General features: G+C 63.5%; 16 protein-coding genes. 2 read left to right on the top strand and 14 right to left on the bottom strand.

Going from position 1 to position 13,296, the window contains the following annotated elements:
• Positions 1–50: 50 nt before the first annotated feature.
• The 14 genes from Q8N40_RS05990 to Q8N40_RS05925 form a co-directional block, all read right to left on the bottom strand.
• Complete coding sequence (locus Q8N40_RS05990; protein ID WP_305711161.1) at positions 51–1,739, bottom strand: Na(+)/H(+) antiporter subunit D; 1,689 nt, start codon at positions 1,737–1,739, stop codon at positions 51–53.
• On the bottom strand, positions 1,729–1,983 hold the full coding sequence (locus Q8N40_RS05985; protein ID WP_305322748.1) for a hypothetical protein: 255 nt from the start codon (positions 1,981–1,983) through the stop codon (positions 1,729–1,731). The genes Q8N40_RS05990 and Q8N40_RS05985 overlap by 11 nt, the downstream gene beginning before the upstream one ends.
• 3 nt (positions 1,984–1,986) lie before the next feature.
• Positions 1,987–3,462, bottom strand: coding sequence for a monovalent cation/H+ antiporter subunit D family protein (locus Q8N40_RS05980; protein ID WP_305711160.1), 1,476 nt, complete (start codon positions 3,460–3,462; stop codon positions 1,987–1,989).
• A complete protein-coding gene (locus Q8N40_RS05975; protein ID WP_305711159.1) occupies positions 3,459–4,952 on the bottom strand; it encodes a monovalent cation/H+ antiporter subunit D family protein in 1,494 nt (497 codons plus the stop codon). The genes Q8N40_RS05980 and Q8N40_RS05975 overlap by 4 nt, the downstream gene beginning before the upstream one ends.
• On the bottom strand, positions 4,949–5,314 hold the full coding sequence (locus tag Q8N40_RS05970) for a cation:proton antiporter subunit C (protein ID WP_305711158.1): 366 nt from the start codon (positions 5,312–5,314) through the stop codon (positions 4,949–4,951). Before Q8N40_RS05970 ends, Q8N40_RS05975 begins: the two co-directional genes overlap by 4 nt.
• Positions 5,314–5,730: a Na(+)/H(+) antiporter subunit B gene (locus Q8N40_RS05965; RefSeq protein ID WP_305711157.1), complete on the bottom strand. Its 417-nt coding sequence runs from the start codon at positions 5,728–5,730 to the stop codon at positions 5,314–5,316. Before Q8N40_RS05965 ends, Q8N40_RS05970 begins: the two co-directional genes overlap by 1 nt.
• The gene (locus tag Q8N40_RS05960) at positions 5,727–6,239 is read right to left on the bottom strand and encodes a DUF4040 domain-containing protein (RefSeq protein ID WP_305322743.1); all 513 of its coding nucleotides are present in this window, start codon (positions 6,237–6,239) and stop codon (positions 5,727–5,729) included. Before Q8N40_RS05960 ends, Q8N40_RS05965 begins: the two co-directional genes overlap by 4 nt.
• A gap of 38 nt (positions 6,240–6,277) precedes the next feature.
• Positions 6,278–6,637: a monovalent cation/H(+) antiporter subunit G gene (gene mnhG / locus Q8N40_RS05955; RefSeq protein WP_305322742.1), complete on the bottom strand. Its 360-nt coding sequence runs from the start codon at positions 6,635–6,637 to the stop codon at positions 6,278–6,280.
• 2 nt (positions 6,638–6,639) lie between these two features.
• Complete coding sequence (locus Q8N40_RS05950; protein WP_305322741.1) at positions 6,640–6,924, bottom strand: monovalent cation/H+ antiporter complex subunit F; 285 nt, start codon at positions 6,922–6,924, stop codon at positions 6,640–6,642.
• Positions 6,921–7,394: a Na+/H+ antiporter subunit E gene (locus tag Q8N40_RS05945; RefSeq protein WP_305322740.1), complete on the bottom strand. Its 474-nt coding sequence runs from the start codon at positions 7,392–7,394 to the stop codon at positions 6,921–6,923. The genes Q8N40_RS05950 and Q8N40_RS05945 overlap by 4 nt, the downstream gene beginning before the upstream one ends.
• A 52-nt stretch (positions 7,395–7,446) precedes the next feature.
• Positions 7,447–7,659 carry a hypothetical protein gene (locus Q8N40_RS05940; RefSeq protein WP_305322739.1) on the bottom strand — a complete coding sequence of 71 codons (213 nt, stop codon included), beginning with the start codon at positions 7,657–7,659 and terminating at the stop codon, positions 7,447–7,449.
• 106 nt (positions 7,660–7,765) lie between these two features.
• Entirely contained in the window at positions 7,766–8,440 is a 675-nt protein-coding gene (locus Q8N40_RS05935; RefSeq protein WP_305711156.1) for a response regulator transcription factor, read from the bottom strand.
• Between the two features lie 171 nt (positions 8,441–8,611).
• Complete coding sequence (locus Q8N40_RS05930) at positions 8,612–10,744, bottom strand: DUF294 nucleotidyltransferase-like domain-containing protein (protein ID WP_305711155.1); 2,133 nt, start codon at positions 10,742–10,744, stop codon at positions 8,612–8,614.
• Between the two features lie 31 nt (positions 10,745–10,775).
• Complete coding sequence (locus tag Q8N40_RS05925) at positions 10,776–11,399, bottom strand: hypothetical protein (RefSeq protein ID WP_305711154.1); 624 nt, start codon at positions 11,397–11,399, stop codon at positions 10,776–10,778.
• 290 nt (positions 11,400–11,689) lie between these two features.
• On the opposite strand from Q8N40_RS05925, the gene Q8N40_RS05920 reads away from it, so the two are divergent.
• Positions 11,690–11,968, top strand: a complete 279-nt coding sequence (locus Q8N40_RS05920) for a DUF4212 domain-containing protein (protein ID WP_305711153.1) — start codon at positions 11,690–11,692, stop codon at positions 11,966–11,968.
• 14 nt (positions 11,969–11,982) lie between these two features.
• On the top strand, positions 11,983–13,296 hold a 1,314-nt coding region (locus tag Q8N40_RS05915), incomplete at its 3' end, for a VC_2705 family sodium/solute symporter (protein WP_305711152.1).

The following is a 13,296-nucleotide window of genomic DNA, read 5'->3' as shown; positions in this document are numbered from 1 at the left end:
AATGGCGAGCGGAGAGTCTTCGAACTCCCCGTGATCCCTAAAACAAGGGTTCACGATCGCAGATACGAGAGGATCAGATAGGCCGCCAGCATGATGGTCATCCAGAACGCCATCGCGCCGGTCGGCCAGGCGCGGGCGAGAACGCCATCGGTTCCATGATAACGCCGGACACCCGATGATACTCCCCGGGCAAAGCGCCCTGCAGAATTCGTGACGCCAATCCATGCCGTCTCTGCCGTCTGGTTCAGATTTCGAGCCAGCGCGAGGCCGAGCCTCCGATACAGCCAGTCAACGTCGAGCGTGATCGTCATTGTCCGCTTCAGCCAGCCGAGCATCAGAAAGAAAGCGAGGCCGGAGAACAGCAAAAGCTGCAGATAGAACACCACGTGACCAGCGGTATAGGGAACGTAGGCGACCGGATACGGCAAGATGGCGTAAAGCGGCCCGGGCAGGACGCCGATGCCGATGCAAAGCGCCGCGCACAGCACCATGGCGGCCCGCATGTTCCAGGGCGGATCGGCCGGCCGCAGTCCCGAATCTTTCTGGAAGAAGACGAACCATGGAAACTTGATGCCGGCGTGCAGGAAAACGCCGGCGGACGCGGCGGCGAGCAGATACCACACCATTTCCAGCCGCTGGATGCCCGCGGCGTCCGAGATCATCGATTTCGAGACGAAGCCCGACGTCAGGGGAAACGACGAAATCGATAGCGCGCCGACGATGCCGCAAATGGTCGTTAGCGGCATGGTGCGGAACAGGCCGCCGAGTTCGGTGCATTTGCGCTTGCCGGTCATGTAGAGAACCGAGCCCGCCGACATCAGCAGCAGCGCCTTGTAGATGATGTGCGTGAAGGCGTGGGCGGCGGCGCCATTGAGTGCGAGTTCGGTACCGATGCCGATTCCGGTCACCATGAACCCGACCTGGTTCACGATGCTGTAAGCCAGGATGCGGCGCATGTCGTTTTCGAGGATAGCGTACACGATCCCGTAGAACACCATGAACAGTCCGACATAGATCAAAAGCTCGGTGCCCGGAAAGCAACGCAGCAGCACATAGACGGCGGCCTTGGTGGTGAAGGCCGAAAGGAACACCATGCCGCTCCACGAGCTCTCCGGATAGGCGTCGGGCAACCAGGATGAAATCGGCCAGGCGCCTGCGTTGATCAGGAACCCGGCGAGGATCAGGCCTCGCGACAGGCTGTCGAGTTCGAGCTTGCCAATCGCGAGCGAGCCGGTCGAAGCTACCTCGCCGGCGATGCCCGCCATCAGCAGAACCCCGCCAAGCAGATGGATCGCGGCGTATCGCAATCCGGCGCCACGTGCGGACGGACCCGCGCTCCACACCACCAGGGTGGAGGCGATCGCCATCAGTTCCCAGAAGATGAACAGGCTGATCAGGTCACCCGCGAACACCACGCCGATGGCGCTGCCGGCGTAGCAGAGGGCCGCGGCCAGTTCGACCACGCGGTTCTGGTTGAGAGCAAACAGGCCGCCGGCGAACGCCATGATCGCGAACACCGTCGCGAACAAACGAGACAGCGCATCGCCCTTGACCAGCGTGAGCTCGTAGCCAAGGAACGGCGCCCGCAGCGCCACCCCGTCGGGCACCTGCCAAACCAGCAACAGCGTCGCAAGCGGCAGCGCGAGAATCGCGAAGCCGCGCAGCCGGACAGGCAGCATCGGCAGCACCAGGCCGCCGAGGATCAGCACAATGGCCGGCGGAAGGACGCTAGCTGTCATAATAGGTGTCCGGCCGTTTCAGGATGGCGCCAAGCGCCTTGGCGAACACGATCATGGCGACGCAAGCCGCGAAGCCGAACCAGGCGCCGAAGCCGAAGGTGCCGTCCAGCCCGAAATGCGGATGGTGGTCGATCGCGAGGTCCATCAACACGGTTGCCGCCAGCACGACGATCGATCCGATCCAGAGCCGCCTGATCGTGCTTGCACGGGTAAGCCAGTGGTCGTGGTCCGAGTGGTCGTTCATGACTCAGCGCCCCATCATGAGTGTTGCCAGCGCATAGGGAATGCCGGGAAGAAAGAACATCAGCATCGATCCGGCCGCCGTCGTGGTCAGCGCCAGCACCATCGGCCACGGCGCCTCGCCGGACTTGGTCCCGTGCCCGTCCCCCGGGGGCTCGCGGAAGAATGCGCGAAAAACGATCGGCAGAAAATAGCCGGCGTTGAGCAATGTGCTCGCGACAATGACCGAGACCGCCAGCCAGTTGGCCGTCTGCATCGCCCCGGTGAGAATGAACCATTTGCCGAGGAAGCCGGCGGTCGGCGGAATACCGATCATGCCGAGCGCGCCGATCGTGAAGGCCGCCATGGTCCACGGCATGCGCCGGCCGATGCCGTCCAGCTGGCTGACTTCGGTCAGGTGCGCGCCGGTGTAGATCGAGCCCGCAGCGAAGAACAAGGTGATCTTGCTGAAGGCGTGGGCGGCAATATGCATCGCGGCGCCGGTCAGGGAGATCGGCGCCAGGATCGCGACGCCCAGCACGACATAAGAGAGTTGCGAGATGGTCGAATAAGCGAGCCGGCGCTTGAGATTGTCCTGCCGCAACGCCACGATGGAAGCGACGATCACCGTCGTTGCCGCCACCGCCGTCAACCATGCGGATTGCCCCAGGGAGGCGAGATTGTCGACGCCGAACACGAACACCGCCACCTTCACCACCGTGAAGACGCCGGCCTTGACCACCGCCACCGCATGCAGCAACGCGCTGACCGGCGTCGGCGCCACCATCGCCGCCGGCAGCCAGAAATGCAGCGGCATCACCGCCGCCTTGCCGATGCCGAAAACGTAGAGTGCGAGCAGAACGGCGATCACGGGGGCGCCGGCCTTGCCGGCCAGGATGCCGCCCGGCGTGAAATCGAGCGTGCCGGCGATGGCCCATGTGGCGATCATCGCCGGCAATAGCAGCAGCAGCGACGTGCCGAGCAACAGCAAAAGATAGATGCGGCCAGCGCGAACGGCTTCCGCGTTCCGCTTGTGCGTCACCAGCGGATAGGTCGAGAGCGTCAACGCCTCGTAGAACAGAAACAGCGTGAACAGATTCCCGGCGAACGCGATCCCGATCGTGCTGCCGAGCGCAATGGCAAAGCAGACGTAAAACGTGGTCTGGCGCGGCTCGTCATTGGCGCGCATGTAACCGATCGAATAAACTGAGTTGACGACCCACAACGAGGCGGCGACCAGCGCGAACAGCATGCCGAGCGGTTCGACCTTGAACGCGAGGTCGAGTCCCGGAACGATCCGGAGAATCTGCAGTTCAGGCCTGGCGCCGTCGAGCACCGGTCCGACCAGGCTGAACGTGACCAGGCACAGCGTACCCGCCGTGACCAGCGTCACCGTCTCGCGCAGGTTGGGAGACCTGTGAAACAACGGAATCAGCAACGCACCGACGAACGGCGTCAGTACCGCGAGGATAACGAGGCTCTGGGTCGACAGGGCCGCCGTCATCGCAGCCCCCCGATCAGGTCCTTGGCGGCCGTGCCGGCGATTCCCGCGGTCCATTGGGTTTCGAAGCCGAAATAGACCGTGGCGGCCGCCAGCACGACGAGCGGCAGCAGCATCGACAGCGGCGGGTCGCTGGCATTTTCGAGGGCGGCCGACGGCTCGCGCAGCCAGACCACTTCAAGCACGCGGCCGACATAGACGAGGGCGATCAGCGAGCTGCCGACGATGAGGAAGACCAGCAGCCACCAGCCCTTGTCGAACGCACCAGTCGCCAGATACCATTTGGAAATGAACCCGGACGTGCCGGGGGTGCCGACCAGCCCGAGACACGCGATGGTGAACGCCGTCATGGTGATTGGCATCTTGCGGCCGATGCCGGCGAGATCGGACAGCTGCACCGAGCGGACGCGGAAGAAGATCGCTCCGACCGCGAGAAACAGCGCGGCCTTCATCAATGCGTGATTGACGACGTGGACCAGCCCGCCGGTCAATCCGGCCTGGTTGGCGAGCCCGATGCCGAGCGTGATGTAGCCGATCTGGGCGACCGAGGAGTAAGCCAGCATGCGCTTCAGGTCGGTCTGGAATACCGCGATCAGCGAAGCGACGAACATGGCCGCGACCGACAGCGCCAGGATGATTTCGGCGACAGGCAAATCGCGAAAGTCGATCGCGATGCCGAAGATCGAAAAGAAGAATCGCACCAGCACGTAGATCGCGACCTTGGTCGCGGTGGCGGCCAGGAACGCCGTCACCCAGGAGGGTGCATAGGCGTAGGCGTTCGGCAGCCAGGCGTGGAGCGGGAACAAGGCGAGCTTCAGGCTGACGCCGACGGTAATGAAGGCCAAAGCCGCCACGATGGCGCGCGAGTGGCCGGCCCATTCCGGCCCGAGCCGCGCGGCCATGTCCACCATGTTGAGGGTGCCGGTCAGCAGATAGAGCAGGCCCACGCCGATGATGTAGAAGGTCGCCCCAATCGTCCCCATGATCAGGTACTGGAACGCGGCGAGCAGCGCGCGCCGGTCGCGTCCGAGCGCGACCAGCACATAGGTCGACAGCGACGAGACCTCGAGAAAGACGAAGGCGTTGAACGCGTCGCCGGTCGCCACGATGCCCAGCAGGCCGGTGAGGCAGAGCAGGTACATGCAGTAGAACCAGGGCTGCTGGGCTTCCTCGACCTCGAACGCGACGGAGCGCCGCGCGAACGGCATGATCACCGCACCGACCGTCGAGACCAGCACCAGCACGAAGCCGCCGAGGACGTCGACCCGGTACTCGATGCCCCAGGGCGGCGGCCAGCTGCCGATGTGGTAGGAGATCGGGCCGGTCGCCAGCGCCTGCCACAGCATCGCCCCGGCAATCAACGGCATCAGCCAGCTCACCACCAGCGCGACCGCGAAGGCCGGACCTGGACGGCGCAGGAATCCGGCCAGCACGGCGCCGAACAGCGGAATCACCACCTGCAATATCGGGAGGTGCGGCCAGACCGCGTTCATGTGTCACGGTCCATTTCGAAAATCTCGTCTTCCTCGATCGTGCCGTAGGCCTCGTTGATGCGCACCACCAGCGCCAGGCCGAGCGCGAGCGTGGCCACGCCGACGACGATGGCAGTCAGCATCAGGACATGGGGAAGCGGGTTCGAATACACGGTGAACGCCGGATCGAGGATGGGCGCGGTTCCGCCGATGATCTTCCCGGGCTCGACGTAGAGCAGATACACCGAGGTCTGGAAGATCGACAGCCCGACCAGCTTCTTCACCATGTTGCCGCGGGCGACGACGATGTAGAGGCCCGCCATCATCAGGAAGACGGTGATCGCGTAGTGATAATGATCGGTGATGATCGACAGCGCCGGCATCAGCGGCCCCGCTCGACAAAGGCATAGAACAGGGACGTCATGGTGCCGGCCACTGTGATCAGGACGCCTGCCTCGACCAGGAATATGCCGAGCTCGTGTCCGCTCGCGGAGTTCTGGGCGAGCACCGAATAGTCGAGATAGTTCTTGCCCATCAGGATCCCGGCAACCCCCGTCCCCGCATAGATCAGCACGCCGAGCGGGACCATGCGCTGGACCATGGCCTGCGGCGCGATACGATGCGCCAGATCGAGACCGCAGGTGATCGCCAGCAGGATCACCATGCTGGCCGCAATGACGCCGGCCTGGAAGCCGCCGCCCGGCCCGTAATCGCCGTGGAACTGGACGTAAAGCGCGAACAGCAGAATGAACGGCAGGATCAGCTTGGTGCCGACACGCAGAACGAGATCGTAACTCATTGCGATGTCTCCGCGTCGTCGCGACGGTTCCGCCGCCGCGCCTTGCGCAGCAGCAGCATGACGCCGATGCCGGCGGTGAAGATCACCGTGGTCTCGCCGAGCGTATCGTAGCCGCGGTAGTCGGCCAGAACCGACGTCACCACGTTCGGAACGTTGGTCTCCTTGATCGAATCAGCGAGGTAGCGTGGCGCGACGTGCTTGTGGATCGCGGCATCGGGGGTGCCGAACGGCGGCAGCACCAAAGTGCCCCAGACCAGCACGGCGCCGGTGCCGAGCGAGACGAACAGCGGCAGCAGATGGGGACGGACCTGGTTCATCTCGGTGGTCTTGACGAGGTGCAGGGTCGCCAGCAACAGCACCGTCGACACGCCGGCGCCGACCGACGCCTCGGTCATCGCGACATCAACGGCGTCGAGCACGATCAGCACGCTCGCCATCAGGAAGCTGTAGATGCTGGCGAGAATGACGACGCCGAACAGGCTGCGTTGCCGGACGATGGCGATGGTCACGACGGCAAGCAGCGTCAGCAGTACCGTGTTGATGAGAGTTATGATGGCTGCCTCCCGTCGTCAGGATCGGTCGGCCGGGCGCCGGTCATGCCGCGGCGATCTTCCGCCAGCTGCGGCTTGATGCCTTCATGCAGGCAGGCCTGCGCGAGGGCGTGCGTCACGACGGGGGCCGTGAAGAAGAACAGGGCGAGCAGAAACAGCAGTTTCAGCGACACCAGGCCGAAGCCGGCCTGCAGGCACATGCCAAAGATCAAAAAGCCGACGCCGAGCGTGTCCGTGACGCTGGCCGCATGCATGCGGGTGAAGACCTCCGGCATGCGCACCAGCCCGAACGCCCCCACCAGCGTGAAGAAACTTCCAAGGAGCATAAACCCCCAGCTGGCAATCTCGACGGCCAACCTCATGATTTCGGCTCGCTATCGACGTCGTAGGCGAGGTCGCCATGGCGGAAGAACTTCAGCACCGAGAGGGTGCCGATGAGATTGAGCAGGCCGTAAGTCAGCCCGATGTCGAGGAATTCGGGACGTTCGGTCAGGAAGCCGACGACCGCGAGCAGCATGATCGCCAGCGTGCCCACGGAATTGCCCGCGAGCACCCGGTCGAACACCGTCGGCCCCTTGATCGCGCGCGTGATCGCGAGGGCCAGAGCGACGAGAATGGCGGCAGCCGCGGCAGCAAACATCATGCGGCGCCTTCGAACTGGCTGACGCGGCGGTCCATCCCGCCACCCTCGAGATCAATGGCGCCGTCGCGCACCAGCGCGTGAATGGTGAATTCGTCGCCGCTCACCCCCACGGTCATCGTGCCCGGCGTGAGCGTGATCGAGTTGGCGTAGGTCGCCATCCCGGCCGCGGTTTTCTGGCTGGCCCGCACCACCGTCATGGTGGGCGAGATCGGCAGGCTCGGGTGCAGGATGACCCTGGTTACGCTCCAGCCGGACTTGGCGATCTCCCAAAACAGCCAGGGGAAATAGGTGATCGCGCCCCGGAACAATTCGATCGGATGTCCTTCCGGATCGGCGACGCGCATGCGGATGGCGGCGAAGACGCACGCCACCGCGCACACCACGCCGGCCGTGACCAGCATGGGCGTGTAGTGCCCGGACAGCGCGAGCCAGAAAGCGAACAGCAGGCCCGCCAGGCTAACGTACCGCATCTCCATCCCCCCGTCGCAATTCAGCCGGCGCGGTCCCGCCGCCGAGGTGGCCCTATCGAATGACGCCGGCGACATGGTCGTCGGGATCAGCCGTGAAATAATCGATGGTCAGCACTCCCAGTACAACCAGCACGCTGGCGATGATACCGGACAAAATGCCGAGGCATCCCAGCGCCATGACTCCCAGCAGCAGGACACAGAATACGTCGGCGGCAATCTTGCCTCCCCGCTCGATGCCGTCCATCCTTCTTTGAAAATAGGCCATGGCGTCCTCCCGTAATGCGGCATCCGGGTGTGCCGACGATGCACAATACCAGCAAAGCAACGGCTGACCACCCGGCGTGACCGTTTCAGGCCGCCGGGCCGGTCCGTTATGCCGATGGCGTGGCTTGCCGCCACTGGCCGCCGGAAATTCTGGCGGCGGCGATCACGGCCTGGGTGCGGCTCTCGACGCCCAGCTTTTGCAGGATCGCCGACACATGCGCCTTGATGGTCGCCTCCGACACGCCGAGTTCGTAGGCGATCTGCTTGTTGAGCAGACCTTCCGACAGCATCATCAGCACCCTCACTTGCTGCGGGGTCAGCGTCACCAGCCGGTCGCGCAGCCGCGTCATATCGGGGTCGGCGGCGGAGGTGAGATCGGTGTCCGGCGGGATCCAGACGTCGCCTTCCATGATCTTGACGATGGCGTCACGCAGCGTATCGACCCCGAACCGCTTGGGAATGAAGCCGGAGGCGCCGAAATCCATCGAACGGCGGATGGTGGCGCCATCGTCGCTGGCCGAGACGATCACCACGGGGATCGCGGGATACTGTGCACGCAGGTAAATCAGGCCGGAGAAGCCGCTGATTCCCGGCATGGTCAGATCGAGCAGCACCAGATCGACGTCGGAATCCCGCTCCAGCAGCGCGGTCAATTCGTCGAAGGAACCGGCTTCGCCGATCCTTGCCGACGGCACGACGCTGGCGACCGCCTGTCGCAAGGCGTCGCGAAACAGCGGATGGTCATCGGCGATGACGAGATGCGTGCTGGCAGCGGCGGTCATGGATTTTCTTGTGAGGCGGTTGTGGCAAACCCTTGACCGCTTTGTGAGAAAGCCTGCCAAGCGAGTTTCGAGGTGATTGTCGTCTGACCGACGGTCGCATGCAAGCGCACAATGTCACCACGCCGCAAACCGGGTAACCTGCCCGTTGTGCATCGCAACAATCTTCCCGGATCACTCCTTGAACAACAGATCGCGGGTCAGTGCATCGATAGCGGTAACCGCTCGAAGCGCCGCATGCAAACGATCACGCTCGCGCGCCGACAATCGCTTCACCGAAACGGCGTTGGAAGGCGGGATCCCGAGGGCGATATCCTCGACCTGCTGCGACAGAATGAGATCGAGAAATACGCTTTGGGCATGGTCAAGCGCATCGAGATCGCTCTGGCTGACGTGAACGAGTGCTTTCACGCCGGCCAATCGCGCTGGTGTCGATCGTTCCTTCACATGGTAGCGGATCGCCAGCGCACGCGCCGCGGCGACCAGACCGAACAGCCCGGCCGCCTTGAGATCGATGCGGCCAGCTTCGGTCCGGATGCCGCCGAAAAGCTTCAGGCTCGCGGGAACGCGGACGCCATCGACCAGCAGCTTGGCGAACGCGGTTTGACCCCTGGCTGCGTCGAAAGCGGCCTGTCTGACGAGTCCGGCGAGACCGCCATCTCCGTGCACGGCCCGCAAGTCGAAAAAAATATCGACCGACAGCAGATCCGCTGGCCTGGAGCGCGTGATCCAGTGTCCGACCCGGTGCCGCCAGGTCGCAACCGAGCCGCGCCATGGCGCGTTGCTGGCCATGACACCACCCTTGCAATAGTGCACGCCGACCTGATGCAGGATATCCGCGACATGGGTTCCGAGCATCGCAAACCAGCGATCCTCCTCGCCGTCCGGATCGCCGCGTTCGAAAATCACGGCATTGTCCTGGTCCATCGCCAGCAGGCTTTCACCGCGTCCGGCCGATCCGAGCACGATCATGGCATAGCCGCAGGGCGGTCCGCCGTGGCCGCTCTCGCGCAAAATCCGCTCGGCGATCACGGCGGCCTGCCTGGTGAGCGCACCGAGTTCGCGCGAGATCACTTCCGCGATGTCGCGGCCTGACAATCCTTCCGCCAGCAGCGATTCGGCGACCCGCGGCAATTTTGCCCATGCCACCGCCAGTGCTGGCGCGTCCGCCGCGTCGTCGATCTCGTCGCCAAGCGATATTGCTTCGCCGGCGCGCAGGCGCAGCAGGTCTCGCGCGGACAAGGCGCCGACCACGCAGCCTTCATCGTCAACCACGCCGAGATGGCGGGTCTTCAGGCGATTCATGCGGCCGATGGCGCGATAGACGAAGGCATCCGCCGGAACCGCCGCCAGCGGCCGGCTCATGATCTGCCCGACCGGCAGATCGAGCGCGGCGGCGCCGAACCGGGCGATCGCGCGCAGCAGGTCGCGCTCCGTGACAATGCCCGCCTCCGCCGCCTTGACGCCGGCCGACGCGGCGGACGGCGCCACAAAGACCGAAGATACCCTCTCGCCAGCCAGCCGCGCGAGTACGTCGTGGACCGACGCGCCGGATTCCACGAACATGGGAGGCACCCGCATGATGTCGCGATTGCGGTGCCGGTAGGCGTAGCTGTCGAAGCGTTTCAGGCTCCGTTCCGCGTCGGTGCGCGACGGAGCCTCGACGGCCTCGATCCAGCCGCTCTGCGCCTGACCGTCGAGCACGGAAGTGAGGGCGAGGCAGGCCCGTTCGGCTTCGGCAATGGTGCGGATGCCATGGTCGCGCAGCTTCGGCACCAGCGCCAGAAACACCCGCGCCGTGGTTGTCGCATCGCCGAGCGCGGAATGCCGGTCGGCGGCGACCACGCCCAGCCAGACGGCGAGGTTCTCCAATGTATAGCCGGCCAGTTCGGGTGCTGCGATCTGCGCCAGCAGTCGGGTATCGAGCGTGCGCGGCCGCTGCCATGGCAGGCCGGCAAGGTCGCATTCGCGCTTCAGTATCGCCAGGTCGAACCCGACCGTGTGCCCGATCACCATGGCCTGGCCGAGAAACCTGTGGAAATCCGGCCAGACATCCGCGAACGGCGGCGACTGCGCCACCATGGCATCGTCGATGCCGTGAATGCGCGTCGTCTCCGCCGGGATCTTTTCACGGCCCGGCCGCAGCAATTGGCGAAACGCGCCCTCACCCGCGAGCTTGCCGCCGGACAGCCGGACTCCGGCAAGCTCGATCACCCGCGCCTTGCGCGGATCGAGCCCGGTGGTTTCGGTGTCGATGACAACGGCATCGAGCGACAAAAGCGGTGCGCCGCCACCCGTCCAGTCCATCGCGCCCTCCCAACCCGCCGCGACCTGAAGGTTATGCCGCCGCATCCCCGATCAATGCGCGCTGAACCGCGGCCCGGTCCATGCGCGAGATCAATTCGTCGTGGATGTTGCACAGGCTGACGCGGAGATAATTGCGGGTGGTCTGGAAGTCCCGTCCGCGCAGCTTTTCGTGGATCGGCATCATGGCGAAATAGGCTTCCGCCAGCGGATCTGGAATATCCATCACGCGCTTGGGCGCATGCCCTCCGGCCATGTCAAGCCGATGCGCAAGTTCGCGACGCATATCAAGCCAGCCAGCTTCTCCGATCGAGGGAGGTACCGGATAGCGGTCGAACACCGAAAGAACGACGTTGATCAGTTGGTCAAGAATCTGCCGGCGCTGTATACCGTCGGCTTGGGAAGCCAGCACCCCGTTGACCATTTCGCCCAGCATCGACAGGCCCAGCGGAAATGCCTGCCAGCGAGCGTGCTCGACGGATTGTGCAAACCCCTCCTCGTCAAACAGAACCTTTGCGTAGTGACCGGCGCGTGCGCGCGAGTACTCGTAGATTCCCTTTTGCACGATGAAGGCCGACTGCGAGTCGATGAAGTCGGCCAGCGCCTCCCGGCCGCTAACCGGCGGGCGGGAGCGAAACAAATTTCCGAACAGCTTCATCGCCGTCTTTTCCAGCTGGATGGACCCCCAGCCAGTTCGCCAGCTTATCCGGCATCTGCCAAGCTTAATGTTTTGAGCGTCGGATCGCTTCGCAGTTGCAACATTTTTGTATGCCCCGAAAGTATAATAAAGCCGGAACCGTTCCTGGTGTTAGCCTTCAACGTCTCCAAACCGGCGCAAGACCGGTTGGGGCAGCGGCAAGGGGGGCGCCGCGCTGAAGGGATTTGCATTCCCCTCGATCATCAATCCGGTGCATTGCTGCCCGGTATTTTGAGGAGGATTTGTAACTCATGCCTGAATCCGCAACCATGAAAGAACGAGAAGAAGCTCACTGGAGCAAGACATCACGCCTGATGTTTATGCATCTCGGGGTCTGGTTCTTCTTCGGCTTCGTCATCCACATGTTCGTGGTGCCGCTCAACAAGATCACCATTCCGATCCTCAACTTCCCGCTCGGCTTCTACATGGCCGCGCAGGGATCGTTGATCGTCTTCGTCGTCATGCTGTTCATGTTCGCAAAACAGCAGGACAAGATTGACCGTGAATTCGGCTTTGCCGAAGACGATTGAGGGAGGAAGAGACCATGGCTACGCAAAGCTCTGCCAGCAGCTCGGACTTCATCAAGAATCTGGGCAAGATGTATGGCACCTATACCGGCGGATTCATCGCATTCATCATTCTGCTCGCGGTAATGGAGCAGATGGGTGTACCGAACAAGATCCTCGGCTACCTGTTCGTGTTCTTCACACTCGCCGTTTACGCCATCATCGGCGTGATGACGCGGACCGCGGAAGTCTCGGAGTACTACGTCGCCGGACGGCGCGTGCCGGCCTTCTACAACGGCATGGCGACCGGCGCCGACTGGATGTCGGCAGCGTCGTTCGTCGGCATGGCCGGCACCCTGTTCCTGCTTGGCTATGACGGACTTGCATGGGTGTTGGGTTGGACCGGCGGATTCGTGCTGGTGTCGATCCTGATCGGGCCGTACCTGCGCAAGTTCGGCGCCTATACGGTGCCTGACTTCCTGTCGTTCCGGTATGGCGGCAACTTCGCCCGGGCGCTCGGCGTGATCGTGCTGGTCGCCTGCTCCTTCACTTATGTGACGGCGCAGATCTACGGCACCGGCCTCATTGCCTCCCGATTCCTCGGGATGAATTTCGAGCTCGCGGTGTTTGCGGGCCTGGTCGGAATTCTGCTCTGCGCCATGCTGGGCGGGATGCGGGCGGTGACCTGGACGCAGATCGCACAATACGTCGTGCTGATCATCGCCTATTTGACCCCTATCGTGATCCTGTCGACCAAAAAGTACGGAATACCGATTCCCGAGCTCACTTATGGGCAGGCGATCGCGGAGATCACGGCGCGCGAGCAGCAGATGATAGCAAACGGCCTTGCGACGGTGGCAGGCCTCAAACCGCACATCCAGCCCTTCATCAACTACAGCCCGTTGAACTTCTTCGCGATCATCATGTGCATGATGGTCGGTACGGCTTCGTTGCCGCATATCCTGATGCGCTACTTCACCACCCCGTCGGTGCGTGAGGCGCGCCAGTCGGTGGCTTGGTCGCTGCTGTTCATCTTCCTGCTGTACTTCTCGGCGCCGGCCTATGCGGCGTTCTCGAAGCTCGAAGTCTACACCAACATCATCGGTGCCAATGTCAGCGCGCTCAAACCCTGGATTTTCAGCTGGGGTGAACTCGGGCTGATCCAGATCTGCGGCAAGAATGCGGCCAACATCGATGCGATCATCGCCGCCTGTAAAGCCATTGCGGGTCATCCCGGTGTGGTCAGGCTGCAGGATTTCGTGATCAACACCGACGTGATCGTGCTCTCCACGCCGGAGATCGCGGGACTTCCCTATGTGATCTCGGGTCTGGTCGCCGCCGGCGGTCTCGCC

Origin of the sequence: Bradyrhizobium sp. (genome assembly GCF_030693485.1) — a bacterium.
In the GTDB taxonomy this organism is placed as follows: Bacteria; Pseudomonadota; Alphaproteobacteria; order Rhizobiales; family Xanthobacteraceae; genus Bradyrhizobium.
The sequence above is the reverse complement of the archived record's forward strand: the minus strand, read 5'-3'. Positions and strand labels throughout refer to the sequence as shown.